This window comes from Cupriavidus sp. 01L43 (assembly GCF_056399925.1).
The window spans coordinates 14,192-33,532 of the sequence record NZ_JBFTSH010000005.1 but is presented as its reverse complement, the minus strand read 5'-3'; the positions used below and the strand labels follow the sequence as shown (position 1 = coordinate 33,532).

Sequence of the window (19,341 nt, the reverse complement as noted above, 5' to 3'; positions counted from 1 at the left end):
CCGCCGCTGCGTGTCGCCATCGTCACGCACGTGGTGGACCGCAACGACGGGCAGGGCCGCGTGAACCACGAGATCGTGGCGGCGGCGCTGGCGGCGGGCTGCGAGGTGACGCTCGTGGCCAGCCAGGTGGCGGCGATGTGGCGCGAGCATCCGCGCGTGCGCTGGCACGCCGTGCCCGAGGCGCGGCTGCCCACGGCGCTGCTGCGCTACCAGGCCTTCGCCGTGGCGAGTGGCTGGTGGCTGGCGCGGCACCGCCGGCAGTTCGACATCGTCCACGTGAACGGCTTCATCACCTGGGCCCATGCCGATGTGAACACGGCGCACTTCGTGCACCACGGCTGGCTCCATTCCGGCTACTACCCCTACCGCCTGCGCGACGGCGCGCGCGCCGCCTACCAATGGGCCTACACGCGGCTCAACGCCCGGCTGGAGCGCATGGCGTTCCGCCGCGCGCGGGCGGTGGTGGCGGTGTCGCCGCGCATCGTGGCGGAACTGCGGGCGACCGGCGTGCCGGTGGATGGCATCGAGGTCATCCCGAACGGTGTGGACACCGCCGAGTTCGCCCCGGGCAAGGTCTGCCGCGCGCGCTTCCGGCTGCCGGTGGGCGTGCCGCTGCTGCTGTTCGCGGGCGACCTGCGCACGCCGCGCAAGAACCTGGATACCGTGCTGGCGGCGCTCGCCCAGGTGCCGGAGCCCGTGGCGCTGGCCGTGGCCGGCAACGCCGAAGGCAGCCCCTATCCGCAGCGCGCCCGCGAACTCGGGCTGGCTGACCGCGTGCACTTCCTCGGCCATGTGGCCGACATGCCCACGCTGATGCGCAGCTGCGACGCGCTGGTGTTTCCGTCGCGCTACGAGCCGATGGGGCTTGTGGTGCTCGAGGCCATGGCCAGCGGCATGGCCGTGCTGACCGCGCGCTCCACGGGCGCGGCCGGACTGGTGCCGGACGGCGCCGGCATCGTGATCGACGACCCCGACGACGCCGTGGCGCTGGCCGCCGCGATCCGCCACTTCACGGCCGACCCCGGTGCGCTGCGGCGCATGGGGCAGGTCGGCCGCGCCGCGATGCTGGCGCAGGGCTGGGACGCGATGGGCCAGCACTACCTGCAGCTCTACCGCCGCCTGGCCGTGCGGCCCGTACCCATCCGATCGGAGGAATCCGACATGACGCTGAAGGGAGAGACCCGATGACCGCACGACTGGCGATTGGCGACCTGACTGCACCGCATCATCCCCCTGGCGCGCTGCGCGTGCAGCCGGGCGCGAACGACGCCGGCCCCGAGACGCTGGCGGCACAACTCGCGCAAGCCGCGCGCCCGCCGCTGTCCGCGTTCCAGATCGGCATGCACTGGTTTCCCGAGCGCGCGGGCGGGCTGGACCGCATGTACCACGCGCTGACCGGCGCGCTGCCGGCAGCCGGGGTGGAGGTGCGCGGCATGCTGGCCGGCTCCGGCGCGGCGGCGGCCGACACCCACGGCGCCATCAAGGCGTTCGCGCCGGCCGACGCGAGCGTGCCGATGCGGCTGCTGCGTGCGCGCCGGACGCTGCGCGCGATGCTGGCGCAGGAGAAGCCCGATGTCATCGCCTCGCATTTCGCCCTCTACACCTTGCCCGGGCTGGACCTGATCCGCGACTACCCGACCGTGATGCATTTCCACGGCCCCTGGGCCGCCGAGAACCAGGCCGAGGGCGTGGCGGACGCGGCCAGCCGCATCCAGCATCGCGTGGAGGCCGCCGTCTATGCGCGCTGCCGGCTCCATATCGTGCTGTCGATGGCCTTCGGCCGCGTGCTGCAAACGCGCTACGGCGTGGACCCGGCGCGGATCCGCATCGTGCCGGGCTGCGTCGATGCGGCGCGCTTCAACGTGCCGATGGACCGCCGCGCCGCGCGCCAGGCGCTGAACCTGCCGACCGATCGCCCGATCGTGCTGACGCTGCGCCGGCTGGTGCGGCGCATGGGGCTGGAGGATCTGATCGATGCGATGGCGAGCGTGCGCCGGAGCGTGCCGGATGCGCTGCTGCTGATCGTCGGGCGCGGCACGCTCGATACCGAACTGCGCGAGCGCGTCGCCGCCATCGGCCTGCAGGATCACGTGCGGCTGCTTGGCGCGCTGCCGGATGCCCAGTTGCCGCTGATCTACCGCGCGGCGGACGTGAGCGTGGTGCCCACGCTCTCGCTGGAGGGATTCGGGCTGACCACGGTGGAATCGCTGGCGGCCGGCACGCCGGTGCTGGTAACGCCGGTGGGCGGGCTGCCCGAGGCCGTGCGCGACCTGTCCGAGGCGCTGGTGCTGCCGTCCAGCGGCATGAGTGCGCTGGCGGCCGGCCTGACCGATGCGCTGCGCGGCAACCTGCGGCTGCCGGACGCCTACGCGTGCCGCCGCTACGTGCGCGAGCGCTTCGACGTGCCGGTCATCGCGGCGAAGGTGGCCCAGGTGTACCGCGAGGCGGTCAATCAATGCGAATGAACAGGCCAGCAGGATCGAGGGAGTAAAGATGAAAGTTGCAGTGGTCCATGACTGGCTGGTGGCCTACGCCGGCGCCGAACGGGTGCTCGAGCAGATCCTGCGCTGCTATCCCGAGGCGGACGTGTTCAGCCTGATCGACTTCGCCGAGGAACGCGCCTTCCTGCAGGGGCGGCCCGTCACCACCTCGTTCATCCAGCGGCTGCCGTTCGCGCGCACGCGCTACCGCGGCTATCTGCCGCTGATGCCACTCGCCATCGAGCAGCTCGACGTGTCCGGCTACGACCTGGTGATCTCCAGCTCGCACGCGGTGGCCAAGGGCGTGCTGACCGGCCCCGACCAGCTCCATATCAGCTACGTCCACACGCCGATCCGCTATGCGTGGGACCTCCAGCACCAGTACCTGCGCGAGAGCAACCTCCAATACGGGCTGCGCTCGGTGCTGGCGCGCATGCTGCTGCACTACATCCGCAACTGGGATGCCCGCACGCGCGATGGCGTGGACCACTACATCGCCAACTCCGCGTTCGTGGCGCGGCGCATCCGCAAGATCTACGGCCGCCATGCCAGCGTGATCCATCCGCCCGTGGACGTGGAAGCCTTCGTTCCCGGCGGCCCGCGCGAGGACTACTACGTCACGGTGTCGCGGCTGGTGCCGTACAAGCGCGTGCCGCTGATCGCCGAGGCCTTCGCGAAGATGCCGGACCGCAAGCTGATCATCGTCGGCACCGGCCCGGAGCTGGACAAGGTGCGCCAGGCGGCGGGGCCCAATGTGCAGGTGATGGGCCACCTGCCGTTCGAGGCCATGCGCCGCACCATGCAGCACGCCCGGGCCTTCCTGTTCGCGGCCGAGGAGGACTTCGGCATCTCGGTGGTGGAGGCGCAGGCCTGCGGCACGCCGGTCATCGCCTATGGCCGGGGCGGCGCGCTGGAGACGGTGCGCGACGAGAAAAGCGCCATGCCCACCGGGCTGTTCTTTGCCGAACAGACCGTGCCGGCGATTATCGACGCCGTGGAGCGCTTCGAGCGCCAGCCCGAACTGTTCCGCCCCGAGTATTGCCGGCTCAACGCCGAGCAGTTCTCGGCCGACCAGTTCCGCGAGGCGCTGCTGGGCTTCGTGGCGCGGGCGCGGGCCATCGCCGCCGGGGGGAAGTCGTCCGGCGGGGGCGACGATGCCTCCCAGCCCGTGCGCGATGACCAGCTCGACGGCTTTGCGGGGTGGCGCGATGGCTGATGCGCACCGGGTGCCGCCCGCGTGCGTGCCCCGGCCAGGCCAGACGCGTTTCGGTCCCTGTCTCGGTTCCTTCCTCGCCACGCTGGGGCTGATCGTCCTGCTGCTGCTGTGCACACCAGTGGGCGCGGTGGGGCTCGACTACCGCACGTCCTGGGTCGGCAATACGCTGGGGTTCGGCAATGGCCGCTGGGTGCCCAACGCCGTGGAGGACATCGCCGTCACGCCGGAGGGTGTGGTGGTGACCAACACCGAGTGGGACGAGGCCGGCGGCGAGATCACGCTCATCCGCGACGGCAAGGTCGATGGCGTGGGCGACCACACCCACGGCTGGGGCAACTTCGGCGGCGACGCGATCGCCGTGGGCGACGGCTACGCCTTTACGGCGGCGCGCATCGAGAATGCCGGCGGCAAGCTGGCCAACCGGCCCGGCTATCCCGAGAAGAACACGGTCTGGTTCGGCCTGATGCGGCGCGAACTCGACCACCTGTCGCGCGGCGCGCCGTTCGAGGGCGGGGTGGGCAATGCCGACGACGTGAACCCGAGCCCGGTGCTGAACAGCTTCCTGCGTATCACCGCCGTGCGCGAGGGCGAGGACGCCGCCGTGCGCGGGCTGGCGGTGCAGAACAACGTGCTCTATGCGGCCACGCCGCTGCGCAACCGCGTCGACCGCTTCGACACGCGCACCATGCGCCGGCTGGGCACCTGGGAGGCCGAGCAGCCGGGCAAGATGGCGCCGGACGGCGCCGGCAACCTGTGGGTGATCCTGCGCACGGCGGGCACGCAGGGCCGGCAGGTGGTGCGTTTCGACGCCGACGGCAAGCGCACCGCGCAGGTGCCGCTGCCGGCCGGCACCCTGCCGGTGGACATCGCCGTGGGCGTGGACGGCCGCCTGCTGATCGCCGACAACGGCCCGAACCAGAACCTGCTCTGGTTCCAGGTGGAGGGCAACACCGTGACCCCGGCGGGCGAGCTGGGCGAGCGCGGCGGCGCCTACAGCACCCGCAACGGCGCGCGCGCGGGCAGCGTGGGGCCGCTGCGCTTCCAGGGCCTGACCAGCGTGGGCCTGGATCGCAAGGGCAATATCTACGTGGCGATGAGCGGCATGGGCCCGCGCCCGGTGGGCCATCGCCCCTACCATTTCGGCGCCGTGCTCGAAAGCTACACGCCGGACGCCAAGCCGCGCTGGCGGTTGGAGGGCCTGCTGTTCCTCGACACCGTGCATGTCGATCCGGGCGACCCCGGCTGGGCCTACACCGGCACCCGGCGCTTCCGGCTCGACTTCGACCACATGGACCCCGGCAGCGAGTGGCGCTACACCGGCATCACGCAGGACCCGTTCCGCTACCCGCAGGACGCCGCCTTCGCGGCGGGCCCCGAGGGGCGCGGCTTTCCGCTGATGCGGCGCATCCAGGGCCGGCTGTTCGGCTTCTTCACGGACCGCCACGCCAAGTACCTCAAGATCTATCGCTTCGATCCGGCCCGCTCGGAACTGGCCGTGCCGGCGGGGTTCATCTCGACCCGGCGCATCGAAGGCAACTGGCCGCCGTTCCAGCCGCCATCGGGCGAATGGATCTGGCACGACGACAACGGCGATTCCCGCTTCCAGGCCAACGAGTTCGAGCGCAACAGCGGCCGCGACGCGCCCGCCATGCAGGCCTGGTGGGTGGACGACCGGGGCGACGTCTGGGCCGGCTCCTACGACCAGGGCATCCGCCGCTTCCGCCTGCGCGGGCTGGACCGCCAGGGCAATCCCGACTACAGCTTCGACACCGTGGAGCGCGAGCCGATGCCGGCGCCGTTCACCAAGGTGCAGCGCCTGCAATATTTCCCGGAGACCGACACCATGTACCTGACCGGCGCCACGGCCGCCAAGCCCTATGACCCCGGCCAGTGGGACTCGATCGGGCGCGTGGTGGCGCGCTACGACAACTGGCGCGGCACCAGCCGCAACACCGTGCGCAAGCCGCGCTACGTGGTGGAGCTGGACAGCCTGCCGGGCCGCCGCCCGACGCAGGGCATCGAGGGCATCGCCGTGGCCGGCGACTACATGTTCCTGGTCGAGGCCGAAAAGGCCCATGTGCGGGTGCTGGAGAACCGCACCGGCCGGCATATCGGCGTGATGACGCCGGGCGGCGAGGTCGGCAACGAGAGCGGCTGGGTCGATGTGCCGATGGGCATCACCGCGCTGCGCCGCCCCAATGGCGAGTATGTGGTCTTCGTCGAGGAAGACGCGCGCGGCAAGAACCTGATGTACCGGTGGCGCCCGGCGGCGGTGGCGGCGGCATCGGCCGGGGAGGCGAAACGGCCATGATGGACGTCACCCTGCGGCGCAACCTGCTGATCAACCTGACCGGGCTCGCCCTGCCGACGCTGGTGTCGCTGGTCACCGTGCCGCTCTATATCAAGGTGCTGGGCGTGGACCGCTTCGGCGTGATGACGCTGGTCTGGGTGCTGGTGGGCTATTTCACGCTGTGCGACTTCGGCATCAGCCTGGCCGGCGAGAAGCGCATCGCCCGCGCGCTGGCCGTCGCCGACCGCGCCGACATCGCCCTGACGTTCTGGAGCGCGCTCTGGACCAGCCTGGTCACCGGGCTGATCGGCGCGGTGATCCTGTGGGGCGTGGCCGGCGCCTATTTCCACTGGGCCACGCACGCGCCCGAGGCGCTGCTGAACGAGGTGACGCGGGCGCTGCCGTGGATCGCGCTGTCGATCCCGGTCGGCAACGTGGCGCTGGTGTTCGCCGGGGCCATCAGCGCGGCGGAGCGCTTCTCGGTCTTCAACATCAACCAGACCATCGGCACGGTGATGTTCCAGGTGCTGCCGGTGACGGCGGCCTTCGTGTTCGCGCCAACCCTGCAGGTGGCGCTGTGCACGGCGGTGATCGCCCGGGCCATCAGTGCGCTGATGCTGGGCGTGGCGGCGGTGCGGGTGCTGGAGATCGACACCGTCCAGCGGGCCCAGCGCGCCTGCGTGCGCGCGCTGTTCGGCTACGGCCGCTGGCTGCAGCTGACCGTGGCGGCCAACATGATCGGCGAGTCGCTGGACCGCGTGGTGGTCGGCGCGCTCCAGCCGCCGCGCTTCGTCACGTACTACGCGGTGCCGCAGAACCTGGTGTCCCGGCTGAACCTGCTCTCGGGTGCGCTCTCGCGCACGCTGTTCCCGCGCCTGGCCGCCGCCCCGCGCGAGGAGGCGGTGGAGATCGCCCATCATGCGCTCGGCTTTCTCCAGACGTTGCTCACGCCGGTGACGATTGGCGCGCTGTTCGTGCTGGAGCCGTTCCTGCGCTCGTGGGTGGGGCAGGAGCTGTCGTCCAGCTCGGGCGAGATCGGCCGGATCATGATCCTGGGTGTGTGGCTTGGCGGACAGACGACCGTGGCGCGCAACCTCATGCTGGCCCAAGGCAAGGAGGCGGGTGTGGCGCACGTGTCGCTGCTGCTGCTGCCGGCGTTTGCGCTGCTGCTGTGGGGCGGGGTCTACGTGTTCGGCATCCAGGGTGCGGTGATGGCGGTGCTGGTGCGCGGGGTGGCCGAGTATGCGGCGCTGCTGCGGCTCTGCGGCATGCGCGCAAGGCCGCTGGTGCATGAGATGGCGCCGCACCTGGTGTTCGTCTCGCTGGCGCTGCTGCTGGCATCGCACGTGGACGGCTGGCTCCCTTGCCTGGCGGCGGGCACGGCGCTCGCCCTTTGCAACATGGGATGGTCGCTGCACAGCTCGGCTACGTTCCGGGATGTGGCGAAGTCGGCCTGGCGGCGCGTGTCGCCGCGCCCCACGCCCGATGGCGCGGCACCGGATGTCGCCGCGCCCGCTAACCACGAAGGGAAGACATGAGGATCCTTCACCTGGCCAACCACGCCCGCGATGTCGGCAACGGCATCGTGAACGTCATGGTGGACCTGGCGGTGGCGCAGGCCGCGGCCGGGCACGCGGTCACCATCGCCTCCGCCGAATGCGGGTTTGGCGAACTGCTGGCCGGCTCGGGCGTGCGGCACGTGACGCTGGCGCAGCGCAAGCCGCTCGCGCTGCCGCTGGCGGTGCGCGAACTGCGCCGCCTGACGCGGGAGACCACGCCGGACATCGTCCACGCGCATATGGTGTCCGGGGCGCTGGTCGGCGCGCTGGCGCGCCGCGCGGGCGGCGGGCGCTACGCGCTGGTGACCACGGTCCATAACGAATTCCAGCGCAGCTCGGACCTGATGCGCCTGGGCGACCGCGTGGTGGCCGTCAGCGGCGCCGTGGCGGCGTCGATGATCGGGCGCGGCATTCCGGCGGACAAGATTCGCGTGGTACGCAACGGCACCATCGGCTCGGCGCGGCTGGCGCGCCTGCCGGCGGCACGAAAGACGCTGGCGGGGCCGTCGATCGTCACGGTATCCGGCCTCTACGCGCGCAAGGGCGTGCTCGATCTGATCGATGCCTTCGCCGATGTGCACCGCGCCGTGCCGGGCGCGCAGCTCTATCTGGTCGGCAACGGCCCGGACCGCGCCGCCTGCGTGCAGCTGGCGGAGGATCTGGGCGTCAGCGACGCCGTGCACCTGCCCGGCTTCGCGCGCGACCCCCGGCCGTGGATGCGGGCCGCCGACGTATTCGTGCTGGCCTCGCACTCGGAGTCGTTCCCGCTGGTGCTGAGCGAAGCCCGCGAGGCGGGCTGCGCCATCGTCGCCACGGCGGTGGGCGGCGTGCCCGAGGCGCTCGGCTACGGCGCGGCGGGCCTGATCGTGCCGGCCCAGCGGCCCCGCCTGCTGGGCGAGGCGCTGTCGAGCCTGCTGCGCGACCGCGACACGCTCGACGGCTGGCGCGCGCGCGCCGCACAGGACATCGACTGGCTGCGCGTGGACCGCGTGGAGCGCGACTACGGCGCCATCTACACCGAATTGCTGGCCGAGCAGTTGGCGGAGGCGCGACCGCCCCAGCACGGCCCCCACGCCCCCCATGCCCCCCTTCCCGTCGCCGGCGTGACCGAGCCCGCCAAGGAGCTTGCGCGCCATGGCTGAACAGGACCCCCCACGTATGCTGCACGTAGACCTGCTGGCCCATGGCGCCAGGACGGGCAACCATCAGCCGTCGCCTGCACGGCGCGTGCTGTTCGTCGACCAGAGCGGCGAGATCGGCGGTGCGCAGCTCAGCCTGCTCGACATCGCGCGGCATCGCCGGCATGACAGCGAGGTGGTGCTGCTCGCCGACGGCCCGTTCCGCGAGCGCCTGGCCGCGCAGGGCGTGGTGGTGCGCGTGGAGGCGAGCGACGCCGTGGCGGCGCTGCGCCAGCGCGGATTCGGCGCGAGCGCGCTGCGCGGCCTGCTGGCGCTGCCCTCCCTGGTGCGGCGTGTGGCCCGGCGTGCGGCTGGCGCGGACGTGGTCTACGCCAACACGCAGCGCGCCATGGCGGTCTGCGTGCTCGGCAAGTGGCTGCACCGCCGCCCGGTGGTCTGGCATCTGCGCGATATCGTCGATGACAGCTTTTTCGGCGGCACGCAGTTACTGGCGATCCGCTGGCTGTCGCGCGGGCTCTCGCGCGTGGTGGCCAACTCGCAGGCCAGCGCGGACGCGTTCCGCAGGCTGGCCGGCGAAGGCGTGCCGGTGGACGTGGTGCATAACGGCATCGATCCCGCGCCGTTCGACGCCGCGCTGCAGCGCGACCGCATGGCGCTGCGCGTGGCGAACGGCCTGCCCGCCCGGGGCCTGGTGGTCGGCCTGTTCGGCCGGCTGACGTCCTGGAAGGGCCATCGCGTGCTGATGGATGCGGTGTCGCGCATGCCCGACACCACCATGGTCGTGGTGGGCGGGGCGCTGTTCGGCGAGCACGCCTACGAGGCGTCGCTGCGCGAGCGCGCGGCGCAGCCGGACCTGGCGGGGCGCGTCCATTTCACCGGCTTCCGGGCCGATGTGGCCGAACTCATGCACTGCATGGACGTGGTGGTGCATGCCTCGACCCGCGCCGAGCCATTCGGCCGTGTGGTGGTGGAGGGCATGCTGGCGGCGCGCCCGGTGGTGGCGACGGCGGCCGGCGGTGTCACCGAGATCGTCGACGATGGCGAGACCGGCATCCTGATCCCCTGCGACGATGCCCCGGCGCTCGCGGCGGCCCTGACCCGGCTGGCTGACGCCGCCGAGCGCGACCGGATGGGCGTCCGCGCCCGCGCGGCAGCGGTGGCGCGCTTCTCCCCCCAGGCCATGCTCACGGCCGTGGACCGCATCGTGGCCGACGTGGCACGCCGAGACGGCGTGGCGCAGGACGCGCCCGCCGTCTGACTTCCTTCCTGACTAATTAGATAGATCAGCGTGGCGTGATGGTTGCCGAAACGGTTGCCGAACCGGTCGCCGAGTCGGCGGTTATCGGGGTCACGCCGCCGGTGGTGCCCGCGCCGCGCGCGTGCCGGTGGATGTAGCCGCAGGCCAGCCGCGTGGTGCGCCACGCCTCAGCCACGCCGCGCAGCCCCTGCTGGCGCACGTTGTGGGCCAGGTTGTGGGACACGGCCGCCATCAGGAACACCGCGGCCTTGGCCGGGCGGCGTTCGCTCCAGCCATAGCGCTTGAACGTGGTGTAGATGCGCGAGGCGTGCAGGAACGGCCGGTAGTAGTCGCGGTTGGCTGGCGACGGGAAATGATGATTGGCCGCGCTGGCCAGCCATTCGATGCGGAAGTTGTGCTTGAACACCGCCCGGCTGGCCAGGTCGATCTCGTCGTAGCCATAAACCAGCTGCTCGTCGAAGGCCACGTGTTCGAACAGCTCGCGCGGAAACACGGTGCTGTTGATCACGATCGAGTACATGCGCTCGCCGCAGCGGTAGTTGTGTTGCTGGAAGCCGAGGAAGGCGCCCTTGTGCGGCCGGACGCGCTCGCCGTGGCAGACCTCGGTGCCGGTCAGGATCAGCCGGTTGGCGGGCCCGCCGGCGGCCACGTGGTGCACGTGGTCGTCGAGCAGCCGTTCGGCCATCTGCTGGAGGAAGGTCTCGCCCAGCGTGGCGTCATCGTCGATAAACAGCACGTGCGTGCCCGTGGCGGCAGCCAGGGCGCGGTTGCGGTTGGCGCAGAGGCCGCGGCGCGGCCCTTCGACGTAGGTGATGGCCGGGAACTCGCCCAGCATCATGTCGCGCGTGCGGTAATCCGTGCTGTCGTCGGAGACGATCAGCTGGTGCACGGGCGTCGTGGAGGTCTGGACCGATTGCAACGCGCGGCGCAGGTCGTCGGGCCGGTTTCGCGTGCAGATGCACAGCGAGAACGTCGGCAGGAAGCTGGCTGACATGGCGATTTCTCCCGTCGGGCTGGTGCCCGTATCGTCGTTTGCAGCCTGTGCGGCTGTCTTCGTCAGTCTGGGAGGCGCGGCCACCGGGGTCTGTACGCTCGCTCACTCACTCCCCGGCTCCCGCGCCTGCGCGCGGGGAGCCCCGGGGAGGGGGGAGCAAACGCGGCTCAGATGCCGGGCTGCGTGGGGAAGGACGCCTCGCGCCGTACCGCCGGCGCCGCGCGCGTGGCGCGCTCGTCGCCGCTGACCCAGTCCAGCGTGGCGCCGCGTTGCAGCGCGGCGTAGACCGCTTCGCCCTTGTTCTTGACCTTCAGGCGCTGGTACAGCGTGCAGGCGTGGCTCTTCACCGTGGCCACCGAGATATTGAGCATGCGGCTGACCGTCTTGATCGGATAGCCGCGTGCCAGCAGCACCAGCACCTCGTACTGGCGCGGCGTGATCTTGAGCATCTCGGCTTCGTCGTAGCTCGGTTCGTCCTCGGTCAGCGGCTGGGCCGTGGCACGCAGGGCGCCCATTGCGGCGCGGGGCGTGGCGGCGCAGGCGGCCAGCGCGTGCGGATCGGTCTGCACCGTGGCGGTCAGCGGCAGCGGCGCAGCCGAAGCCAGCGACAGCGTGGCCGGCAGCGCCGAACGCGAGGCGGCCGGGGCGGTCGCCACGGCGGCCGGCAGGGCATCGCCCGCGAACATCAGGCCCTGCACGCTGGAGATGGCGAGCCGGATGGCGGCTTCGATCACGGCCAGCGAGGCCGATTTCGGCAGGCAGCCGCAGATACCCCGCGCGGCGTCAGCCGTGGGCGCATGCAGCGGCAGCTGGTCGGACAGCACCAGGATGCGTTGCGGCGCAAGCCGTTCGCGCGCCAGTTCCAGTTGTGTCCAGCCGGCGAACTCGTCGGCGGGCATACCGAAGACCAGCAGGTCGGCATTGCGGTGTGGGGTGTCCAGTTTGCCGATGTCGGCCGGCGCAAGCGCCAGTACATGTCCGGATTCCTGGATGGTTTCGAGCATCTGCAACAGCCCGAGGCGGAGCAGTGGATGCTCCTCGATCAGCAAGGCGTTCATTATTCTTCACTCCCCGTTGGCGGGTGAGCTGCGGGCGCTTTGCGTAAGGGAATATCACCGGCAGGGCGGCCACCCATGACAGATGCCGCGAAGACCGCTTGAACCCCGTGCTTCCGTGTCAGTCGATGTCCAGTTGTGAGATTGGACTTTGCCGCGCGACCGGAAGGTTGACCCGAACCCTAACCCGAAAAAATCTCGCTCCTAAATTCGGCTTAAATTCATCTTATGGGCTGGTTCATCCGAAAGCAAGCGGGTGGAATTCAGCGTCTGCTGAGGTGGAATGAAAACGAACTCATAATCCGTTACTAAACCGAGCCACCCCTCATGCGTTTGGGCGGCGATGTTCGCCAAACGCCATCTGGCACAGGCTGGCCGCCCGGTTGCAGGCCTGATACAGGCGGTCCCGAATATGTTTCATCACTGCAACCATATTGAATAAAAGACACACGATAAATGGAAAAAGCTCACCCGACTGGGGGGTATGGCATTAACGAAAGTCTGCTTTATGCGCCAGTTTTGCAACCATTACAAAATGACTGGCGGATGGCGGCAGGAGCAGTTCTCCTTTCGTGGGGAGTCTCGTGGCCTAGTGCAAAAGGATGAGAGTGAAATCCCACCTCCGGAGGAAAGTAATCGAGGGTGTTAAGGGGGCGGCGCCCGGCTTGCCACCCACCTTCGTGGGGATACACCCCACCTCCCGGGGGAGGGCTGAAAGCCCGATGGACCGATTGCCGGAATAGGAAAAGGAAGGGAAACGAAAAGGAAACGGGCCGGACCACATGCCCATGGTCCGGCCCGTTTCCTTATTCAATGGCTACGCTTAGCGCGCCCAATACCCTGGACGCCTCACCCAGCCGCGGGGGCTCTGCACCCAGCGGTCCGGCACATAGCGGTAGCCGGGGCGCGCCGCCTGGTAATAGCCGCCGCGCCAGGCGTAGTTGCCCTGCACGCGGTCGTAGTGGCCGGGCACCCAGACCTTGCCGGGCCGCGGCGCCGGGCGCACTTCATGGCGCGGCGGCGGCGGGCGGTCGTCGTAGCCATTGCCATGGGCCTGGGCGGGCGACATCAGCCCGAAGGCACTCCCGGCGGCAAGGACAGCGGCGGCAAGCATCAGTTGGCGTTTCATGGTGGTTCTCCTTCTACCGGGTCATCCGGTCAGGTAAAGCAAGCTGCGGGATTGGGTTTGTTCGATGAAGTCCGACGCCGTGGCCGATCAATAGCGGCCGCGGTCGTGGTAGTGGTAATGGCCGCCGCGCGGCGGCACGACGATGCAGGCCGAAAGCAGGGCGCTCGTGGTGGCCAGCAAAAGGGTCAGGGCGATGGCGCGTTTCATGTGGGACTCCGTATGCGATTCGCTCGGTGGCGGTTCGCGTTGAACACGGCTTCACTGTAGCGACGCACCCCCGCCCCGCGCGGTTGCACTTGTAAGGCAGTCTTCGCGCCGGATGCGGCGAAAACGCCTCCCAATCGGCTTGGCCCATCGCCCGCCAGCCCTTGTCGGATAAGGCTTTGCGGCGAAGTGACGCCTACGCCCGCGGCGTGGCTGGTTGGAAGGCCCAGGGTAATGTGGCGTTACATCGGAAATGTCTGCTGCAAAGATTTGCCCGGGGGCAGCGCTGTCCTGATCCATTGACGTCGCCACGCTTCGCGCAGAAACGGGTACGCTTCAGCCTGTGCGCCCCGCACGGCGGGCTTCCCCGCAACGGTGCGCACCCCGCGCCGACGCCCTCGCCGGTCTCCGAAAACGCCCCACGGTGCGTCATCGGCAGCCGATTCCGGGGCCGCGCGCGTGGCACGAAGCTTGCGCCAGTCTGTTCGCCGTATTCCCGAGGGAGGACGTCATGCCGGTCATGTTCATCGTGCTGATCCTGCAGGCGCTCGAAGGCCTGAGCCCGCTGTCGGTGCCGCGTTTCGCGCGGATGCAGTTCGAAGACAGGGGCGATGCCGTCGCGGTCATGGAGCGCTCCAGCGTGCCGTGACCCCATCCGCCGTTCTCTCCCGGGCCAATGCCAAATACCAACGGAGGGAACATGAATCGCAGTGACGTGACCGATCTGATCATCGAAGCCAAGGTCAGGCGCGGGATTTCCTGGGCGCAGGTGGCCGAGCGCGTGGGCAAGAGCAAGGAATGGACGACGGCCGCGTGCCTGGGCCAGATGGTGTTCGACGAAGCCGGCGCGCGCGCCGTGATGGAGATCTTCGACCTCCCCGCCGAAGCCGAGCCGTGGCTACGTACCGTGCCCTACAAGGGCTCCCTGCCCACCCAGGTCCCCACCGACCCGCTGATCTACCGCTTCTACGAGCTGGTCAGCGTCTACGGCACCACTTTCAAGGCGCTGATCCATGAGGAATTTGGCGACGGCATCATGAGTGCCATCGACTTCCGCATGGACCTCCAGCGCGAAGCGGACCCCAACGGGGACCGCGTCCGGATCGAGATGTCCGGCAAGTTCCTGCCCTACAAGACGTATTGAAGGGCGCCGGGGCGGGCAGGCCGCCCCGGCATTTCCGTGTGTCGGATCGCACAGAGGCCGCGCGCCTCCCCTCGCCAGAATGCAGGAAACTGCCATGCGGCAACCCAGGGGGAGACACGGGCCATGCAGATCACTTACGACAAGCAGACCATCAACGCGTCCAACCCGCTGGCACGTTTTGCGCACCGGAGCCGGATCGCGCTGGGCCTCGGCATGGTGTCCGCCCGCTGCCCGCACGGCGGCACGGTAGTGGACTTCGGCGCGGGGCCGGGGTTGTTCCTGCACCGGCTTGGCCAGGCGCGGCCTGACCTGTCGCTGGCCGGACTCGACCCCTACAAGACCCCGGACTACCCCGAGATCCGCTATCTGGCCGAAATGGACGCCCAGCCCGCCGACTCGGTGGACATGCTGACCGCGTTCGAAGTCTGCGAGCACCTCTATGCGGACGAGGTCGACACCTTCCTCGACGACGCCCTGCGCATCCTGCGCCCCAGCGGCACGCTGATCATCTCGGTGCCGGTGATGTATGGCGTCGCCATCGTGCCGAAGCTGCTCAACGGCATGGTCAGCGAGCGCACGTTACGCATGGATCACACGCCGGGCGAGGCACTGCGGGCGCTGATGGGGTTGCCGGTCACGCGGCCGGACAATCCCCGCCATACCCACAAGGGTTTCGACTTCCGCAAGCTGCGCGCGCAGGTGAGCACGCGCTTCGACGTGGAAGCCGAATCCACCAGCCCGCTGCGTCAGCTGCCGTGGTGGCTCAGTTCGCAAGTCTTCATGATCTGCCGGCCACGCGAGGCCTAGGGCCCCGGAGGCTGGCTTCAGCCGAAGAACTCGTTGTAGTAGCGCGTGCAATGGCCCGATTGGCGGAAGGTGTAGGGCAGTTCCGCCATGGCGGCTGCGTCGAGCGAGCCGAAGGGGATGTCGAGGTCCAGGTCGTGCTGGGCGGTCTGGTCGTCGGTGCGGGAAGTCTGTTGCGGATTCACGGTAACGCTCGCTCAAGTCAATGACGCGTTCTGGGCGCCGGGGTCTGGAAGTTCGACGGGCGGGATCGCCGCCACGGGTTGAATCCTACGCAAGCAATGCGTATCGATCATCGGGGCGCGCCTCAAAACACTATTTCACGATCGCCATCAATCGTCGGGACCTATCGGGCCGATAGGGTCCACCCTTCCCCCATCACTCGCCCCAGAAAGCGCCGCCGCCTTCCCGTGACGGGTCTATAGTGGGCTGGGGAGCCGCTCCCTCGCGGCGCCTGTCCCCCTGTCCTTCCAGTCACCGCCAACGCCTGCGGGAGCACGCCATGACACTACCGCCGTGCTATGCCGACCGCCGCGAGGCGGGCATCTATCTGGGCCGGGATCTCGCCGAACGCGGGATGGGCCATACCGATGATGGCCAGCCGGCGCTCGTGCTGGCGCTGCCGCGCGGTGGCGTACCCGTGGCTTTCGAGGTGGCGCGCGCGCTGGACGGCGCGCTGGACGTGCTGCTGGTGCGCAAGATCGGCGCCGCCGGCTACCCGGAACTGGCGCTGGGCGCGGTGGTGGAGGGCGATGCCAGCGGCGGCGAGCCGCATACCGTGGTCAATGACGATCCGTGGGCGCAGCGTTCGGTGGAGTCCGGCGCCTTCGATGCCGAGCGCGGCCGCCAGCTCAACGAGATCTGCCGGCGCCAGCAGCGTTATCGCGGCGGGCACGCCGTGACGGCGATGCAGGGGCGGCAGGTGATTGTCGTCGATGACGGCGTGGCCACCGGCGCCACCATGCGCGCGGCCCTGCACGCGGTGCGGGCCGCCGGCGCGGCGCGGATCGTGGCGGCCACCCCGGTCGGGGCGGCGGACGGGCTCGATTCGCTGCGCGAAGTGGCCGACGAAGTGGTGTGCCTGAAGACCCCGGACAGTTTCGGCGCCGTGGGCGCCTTCTACCTCGACTTCACGCAGACCAGTGACGAAGAGGCGCTGACCCTGCTGCGTGAGGCGCAGTTGTCAGCGATCACCGCCGCGGGCAGCCAGCCGGGCCTTCAGGTGCGGCACCAGCCCACCCGCCCGTAGCAGCGCGCGCAGGAAGTCCGGCATCGGCTCGCACGCCAGGTGCGTGCCGTCTTCGAGCCGGATACGCGCGCCGTCCAGATCCAGCGTGGCGCGCGCGCCATCGGCCAGCAGCGCCGCCTCGGCGCACACCATCACCGGCAGGCCAAGATTGAGCGCGTTGCGATAGAACAGTCCCGCGAAGGATGGCGCGATGACGGCGGCCACGCCGAGGTGGCGCAGCGCCTGCGGGGCCTGCTCGCGCGAGGACCCCATGCCGAAGTTGCTGCCGGCCACGACAAGGTCGCCGGGCCGCACCGAGGCCGGAAACTCCGGCCGCAGCGAGGCGAGGCAATGCTGGGCGAGCACGTCGATGCCGGCCTTCATATAGGTGCCGGGCGCCATGGCGTCAGTATCGACATCATCGCCAAAGCGCCAGATCCGGCCGGCTTGCGGCAGGGGGAATTCGGGGGCGGGGGGCATGTAACGCGTTGTCTGTCTCTTTCTGGTTTTTATGGGGATGCTACGGATGATGCGGGTGCAGCGAGTCAGGCGAGCAGCGTGCGGGGATCGGTAATGCGCCCGGTCACCGCGCTGGCAGCTACGGTCATCGGGGAGCCCAGCCAGACTTCGCTGCCGGCATCGCCCATCCGTCCCGCGAAGTTGCGCGCGGTGGAGGCGATGGCGTGGCTGCCGGCCGGGAAGCGGCTCGCGCCATAGCCGGCACAGGCGTTGCAGGCGTTGGGCAGCAGCGCGGCGCCGGCATCGGTCAACACTTGCAGCGTGCCTTCGCGCGCGGCCTGTTCCTGGTCACGCAGGGAGGCCGGGGCCACGCGCAGCGACACGCCGGGCGCCACCTTGCGCCCGCGCAGCACGCTGGCCGCCATGCGCAGGTCCTCGAGCTTGGCGCCGGTGCAGGCGCCCAGGTAGGCAATCTCCACCGGCTGGCCGGCGCTGACTTCCACCGGCGCGCTGTTGGCCGGCGAATGCGGCGCGGCCACCTGCGGCGCGAGCGTGCTGGCATCGAAACAATGGGTGGTCAGGACCGGCGCACCGGCGTCGCTGCGCCAGTGGCGGGTGTCGATGGCGGCCAGCGCGGCGGCATCCACGCCGGCTTCGGCCAGCCATGCGAGCGTGGTGGCGTCCGGCGCAACCAGCCCGGTCTGCGCGCCCAGTTCGGTACTCATATTGCACAGCGTCATGCGTTCCTGCATCGGCAGGGCGGTGACGGCGGCGCCGGTGTACTCGATGGCCTCGTAGTGGCCGCCGGCCATGCCGAGCTGCGCGCACAGGAACAGCATCATGTCCTTGGCGCAGACGCCGGCGCCCAGCGCGCCGCGCCAGTCGATGCGGATGGTCTGCGGCACGCGCAGCCAGATCTCGCCGGTGGCCAGCACGCCGGCCATCTCGGTGGCGCCGATGCCGAACATATAGGCGCCGAACGCGCCGCCGGTGGGCGTGTGGCTGTCGCCGCCGACGATGAAGCGGCCCGGCAGCACGTGGCCCTGCTCGGGCAGCACCACGTGGCAGATGCCCTGGCCATCGATAAAGTTCGAAATGCCGGCCTCGCGGACCCAGTCGCGCGTAAATTGGACAATGGCCTCGGCCTCGGCGTCGGGGTCGGCGGCCGGCACGTAGTGGTCGGTCACCACCACGAAGCGCGTGGGATCCCACACCTTGACGCCCAGCTCGCGCAGCAGCGGCGCCACGCGGCGCGGGCCGCTGGAGTCGTGCGCCATCGCCAGATCGACCTTGCACATCACCACCGTGCCGGGCGTGACGTGCGCCACGCCGGCGGCCCGGGCGACCAGCTTCTGCGCCAGCGTGGCCGGCGGGGGGGCGGGGGGCTCGGCGGCGTGGCCGCTCGGCAGCGTCATTCCGGCTGGGCTCCCGAGTACTTGACCACGGTGGCCCAGCGCTTCACGTCCTGCTTGACGAAGGTGGCGAAGGCGTCCGGCGCCATCGCGCTCGGCTGGGCGCCGTCGTTCTCGAGCCGCTTGCGCACCGCTGGCGATTCCAGCCCGTGGCGCGCGGCCTGATACAGCGCCTGGGTCACCTCCGGCGGCAGGTTGGCCGGTCCGAACAGGCCGAACCACGCGCTGGACTCGAAACCCTTCACCGTCGCGCCAATCGGCTGCGCGCCCGGGAACTGGGGCAGCGGCGCGGGGCTGGTCACGCCCAGCACCTTGAGCTTGCCCGCCTTCACGTGCTGGGCGACGTTGAGCGTGCTGGCGAACATCAGGTCCACCTGCCCGGCGAGCAGGTCCGTGATGGCCGGCGTGGTGCCCTTGTAGGGGATGTTGACGATATAGGTACCGGTCATCATCTTGAACATGTCACCGGCCAGATGCACCGACGAGCCAACCGAGCCGATGCCGAAATTGAGCTTGCCCGGCTCGGACTTGGCCAGCCGGATCAGTTCGGGGATGTTGTTGGCCGGCAGTTTCGGCGTGGCCACCAGCACGCTCGGCACCGTGGCCACCAGCGTGATCGGCGTGAAATCCTGGATCGGATCGAACGGCAGCTTCTTGTAGAGCGTGGCGTTGATGGTATGGCTGGTGAAGCTCATCAGCAGCGTGCTGCCATCGGCCGCGCTCTTGGCCACCATTTCCGCCGCGATGTTGCCGCCGGCGCCGGGACGGTTCTCCACCACCACCGGCTGGTCCAGCGACTGCGACATTTCCTGGGCGATGGTGCGCGCGAGGGTGTCCGTGGTGCCGCCGGCCGGCGCACCCACGAGGATGCGGATCGGCTTGCCGCCGGCTACCGCGGCGTGCGCGCCGGCGGGCAGCACGAGTGCCACGCACAGCGCCGCCGAGGCCGAGGCCGAAGCCATCAGCGCGG

At 70.0% G+C, this 19,341-nt stretch carries 17 protein-coding genes and 1 pseudogene; 11 read left to right on the top strand and 7 right to left on the bottom strand.

The annotated features are described in order from the left end of the window. Positions 1-6 precede the first annotated feature (6 nt). From AC1DP9_RS10825 to AC1DP9_RS10795, 7 genes and pseudogenes are all read left to right on the top strand, one after another. Positions 7-1,188 carry a glycosyltransferase family 4 protein gene (locus tag AC1DP9_RS10825; protein ID WP_477107493.1) on the top strand — a complete coding sequence of 394 codons (1,182 nt, stop codon included), beginning with the start codon at positions 7-9 and terminating at the stop codon, positions 1,186-1,188. A gap of 152 nt (positions 1,189-1,340) precedes the next feature. Then, positions 1,341-2,465: a glycosyltransferase family 4 protein gene (locus tag AC1DP9_RS10820; protein WP_255370805.1), complete on the top strand. Its 1,125-nt coding sequence runs from the start codon at positions 1,341-1,343 to the stop codon at positions 2,463-2,465. Next, a pseudogene (locus AC1DP9_RS10815) lies at positions 2,446-3,591 on the top strand (glycosyltransferase family 4 protein); the annotation flags it as partial. The gene AC1DP9_RS10820 and the pseudogene AC1DP9_RS10815, both read left to right, overlap by 20 nt. 97 nt (positions 3,592-3,688) lie before the next feature. Then, positions 3,689-6,007 carry an NHL repeat-containing protein gene (locus AC1DP9_RS10810; protein WP_477107326.1) on the top strand — a complete coding sequence of 773 codons (2,319 nt, stop codon included), beginning with the start codon at positions 3,689-3,691 and terminating at the stop codon, positions 6,005-6,007. Beyond that, complete coding sequence (locus AC1DP9_RS10805) at positions 6,004-7,524, top strand: oligosaccharide flippase family protein (protein WP_477107325.1); 1,521 nt, start codon at positions 6,004-6,006, stop codon at positions 7,522-7,524. Before AC1DP9_RS10810 ends, AC1DP9_RS10805 begins: the two co-directional genes overlap by 4 nt. Next, positions 7,521-8,687 carry a glycosyltransferase gene (locus AC1DP9_RS10800; RefSeq protein ID WP_477107324.1) on the top strand — a complete coding sequence of 389 codons (1,167 nt, stop codon included), beginning with the start codon at positions 7,521-7,523 and terminating at the stop codon, positions 8,685-8,687. Before AC1DP9_RS10805 ends, AC1DP9_RS10800 begins: the two co-directional genes overlap by 4 nt. Positions 8,688-8,703: 16 nt before the next feature. Beyond that, on the top strand, positions 8,704-9,942 hold the full coding sequence (locus AC1DP9_RS10795) for a glycosyltransferase family 4 protein (protein ID WP_441644630.1): 1,239 nt from the start codon (positions 8,704-8,706) through the stop codon (positions 9,940-9,942). A gap of 25 nt (positions 9,943-9,967) precedes the next feature. On the opposite strand, the gene AC1DP9_RS10790 is transcribed toward AC1DP9_RS10795, so the two are convergent. The 3 genes from AC1DP9_RS10790 to AC1DP9_RS10780 form a co-directional block, all read right to left on the bottom strand. Continuing rightward, positions 9,968-10,936 (bottom strand): glycosyltransferase family 2 protein, encoded by a 969-nt coding sequence (locus tag AC1DP9_RS10790; RefSeq protein WP_477107323.1) that lies wholly within the window; start codon positions 10,934-10,936, stop codon positions 9,968-9,970. Positions 10,937-11,103: 167 nt separating this feature from the next. Further along, entirely contained in the window at positions 11,104-11,994 is an 891-nt protein-coding gene (locus AC1DP9_RS10785) for a helix-turn-helix transcriptional regulator (protein ID WP_092294254.1), read from the bottom strand. 820 nt (positions 11,995-12,814) lie between these two features. Then, positions 12,815-13,120 (bottom strand): YXWGXW repeat-containing protein, encoded by a 306-nt coding sequence (locus AC1DP9_RS10780; protein WP_092294256.1) that lies wholly within the window; start codon positions 13,118-13,120, stop codon positions 12,815-12,817. A 715-nt stretch (positions 13,121-13,835) separates the two neighbouring features. Here AC1DP9_RS10780 and AC1DP9_RS10775 point away from each other — a divergent pair. The 3 genes from AC1DP9_RS10775 (at position 13,836) to AC1DP9_RS10765 (ending at position 15,275) form a co-directional block, all read left to right on the top strand. After that, positions 13,836-13,973, top strand: a complete 138-nt coding sequence (locus AC1DP9_RS10775; protein ID WP_177219904.1) for a hypothetical protein — start codon at positions 13,836-13,838, stop codon at positions 13,971-13,973. Between the two features lie 51 nt (positions 13,974-14,024). After that, entirely contained in the window at positions 14,025-14,468 is a 444-nt protein-coding gene (cynS, locus tag AC1DP9_RS10770; protein ID WP_092294258.1) for a cyanase, read from the top strand. A gap of 123 nt (positions 14,469-14,591) precedes the next feature. Beyond that, positions 14,592-15,275: a class I SAM-dependent methyltransferase gene (locus AC1DP9_RS10765; protein ID WP_454757495.1), complete on the top strand. Its 684-nt coding sequence runs from the start codon at positions 14,592-14,594 to the stop codon at positions 15,273-15,275. 17 nt (positions 15,276-15,292) lie between these two features. On the opposite strand, the gene AC1DP9_RS10760 is transcribed toward AC1DP9_RS10765, so the two are convergent. After that, positions 15,293-15,457 (bottom strand): hypothetical protein, encoded by a 165-nt coding sequence (locus tag AC1DP9_RS10760; RefSeq protein ID WP_177219905.1) that lies wholly within the window; start codon positions 15,455-15,457, stop codon positions 15,293-15,295. A 317-nt stretch (positions 15,458-15,774) separates the two neighbouring features. Between AC1DP9_RS10760 and AC1DP9_RS10755 the strand changes: the two genes are divergently transcribed. Beyond that, positions 15,775-16,521 (top strand): phosphoribosyltransferase, encoded by a 747-nt coding sequence (locus tag AC1DP9_RS10755; RefSeq protein ID WP_477107322.1) that lies wholly within the window; start codon positions 15,775-15,777, stop codon positions 16,519-16,521. Here AC1DP9_RS10755 and AC1DP9_RS10750 read toward each other — a convergent pair. From AC1DP9_RS10750 to AC1DP9_RS10740, 3 genes are all read right to left on the bottom strand, one after another. Next, complete coding sequence (locus AC1DP9_RS10750; protein ID WP_092294261.1) at positions 16,456-16,980, bottom strand: LeuD/DmdB family oxidoreductase small subunit; 525 nt, start codon at positions 16,978-16,980, stop codon at positions 16,456-16,458. The two genes, AC1DP9_RS10755 and AC1DP9_RS10750, sit on opposite strands and share 66 nt — an antisense overlap. A gap of 65 nt (positions 16,981-17,045) precedes the next feature. Continuing rightward, positions 17,046-18,374 carry a 3-isopropylmalate dehydratase large subunit gene (locus AC1DP9_RS10745; protein ID WP_477107321.1) on the bottom strand — a complete coding sequence of 443 codons (1,329 nt, stop codon included), beginning with the start codon at positions 18,372-18,374 and terminating at the stop codon, positions 17,046-17,048. Next, a complete protein-coding gene (locus AC1DP9_RS10740) occupies positions 18,371-19,333 on the bottom strand; it encodes a tripartite tricarboxylate transporter substrate binding protein (protein ID WP_477107492.1) in 963 nt (320 codons plus the stop codon). The genes AC1DP9_RS10745 and AC1DP9_RS10740 overlap by 4 nt, the downstream gene beginning before the upstream one ends. Positions 19,334-19,341 lie beyond the last annotated feature (8 nt).

What these genes read in the sequence shown, in the direction of transcription:
- AC1DP9_RS10820 (WP_255370805.1), top strand. Translation starts at nt 1,341, where the DNA reads ATGCACTGGTTTCCCGAGCGCGCGGGCGGGCTGGACCGCATGTACCAC.
- AC1DP9_RS10810 (WP_477107326.1), top strand. Translation starts at nt 3,689, where the DNA reads ATGGCTGATGCGCACCGGGTGCCGCCCGCGTGCGTGCCCCGGCCAGGC.
- AC1DP9_RS10805 (WP_477107325.1), top strand. Translation starts at nt 6,004, where the DNA reads ATGATGGACGTCACCCTGCGGCGCAACCTGCTGATCAACCTGACCGGG.
- AC1DP9_RS10800 (WP_477107324.1), top strand. Translation starts at nt 7,521, where the DNA reads ATGAGGATCCTTCACCTGGCCAACCACGCCCGCGATGTCGGCAACGGC.
- AC1DP9_RS10795 (WP_441644630.1), top strand. Translation starts at nt 8,704, where the DNA reads ATGCTGCACGTAGACCTGCTGGCCCATGGCGCCAGGACGGGCAACCAT.
- AC1DP9_RS10790 (WP_477107323.1), bottom strand. Translation starts at nt 10,936, where the DNA reads ATGTCAGCCAGCTTCCTGCCGACGTTCTCGCTGTGCATCTGCACGCGA.
- AC1DP9_RS10785 (WP_092294254.1), bottom strand. Translation starts at nt 11,994, where the DNA reads ATGAACGCCTTGCTGATCGAGGAGCATCCACTGCTCCGCCTCGGGCTG.
- AC1DP9_RS10780 (WP_092294256.1), bottom strand. Translation starts at nt 13,120, where the DNA reads ATGAAACGCCAACTGATGCTTGCCGCCGCTGTCCTTGCCGCCGGGAGT.
- AC1DP9_RS10775 (WP_177219904.1), top strand. Translation starts at nt 13,836, where the DNA reads ATGCCGGTCATGTTCATCGTGCTGATCCTGCAGGCGCTCGAAGGCCTG.
- cynS (WP_092294258.1), top strand. Translation starts at nt 14,025, where the DNA reads ATGAATCGCAGTGACGTGACCGATCTGATCATCGAAGCCAAGGTCAGG.
- AC1DP9_RS10765 (WP_454757495.1), top strand. Translation starts at nt 14,592, where the DNA reads ATGCAGATCACTTACGACAAGCAGACCATCAACGCGTCCAACCCGCTG.
- AC1DP9_RS10755 (WP_477107322.1), top strand. Translation starts at nt 15,775, where the DNA reads ATGACACTACCGCCGTGCTATGCCGACCGCCGCGAGGCGGGCATCTAT.
- AC1DP9_RS10750 (WP_092294261.1), bottom strand. Translation starts at nt 16,980, where the DNA reads ATGCCCCCCGCCCCCGAATTCCCCCTGCCGCAAGCCGGCCGGATCTGG.
- AC1DP9_RS10745 (WP_477107321.1), bottom strand. Translation starts at nt 18,374, where the DNA reads ATGACGCTGCCGAGCGGCCACGCCGCCGAGCCCCCCGCCCCCCCGCCG.
- AC1DP9_RS10740 (WP_477107492.1), bottom strand. Translation starts at nt 19,333, where the DNA reads ATGGCTTCGGCCTCGGCCTCGGCGGCGCTGTGCGTGGCACTCGTGCTG.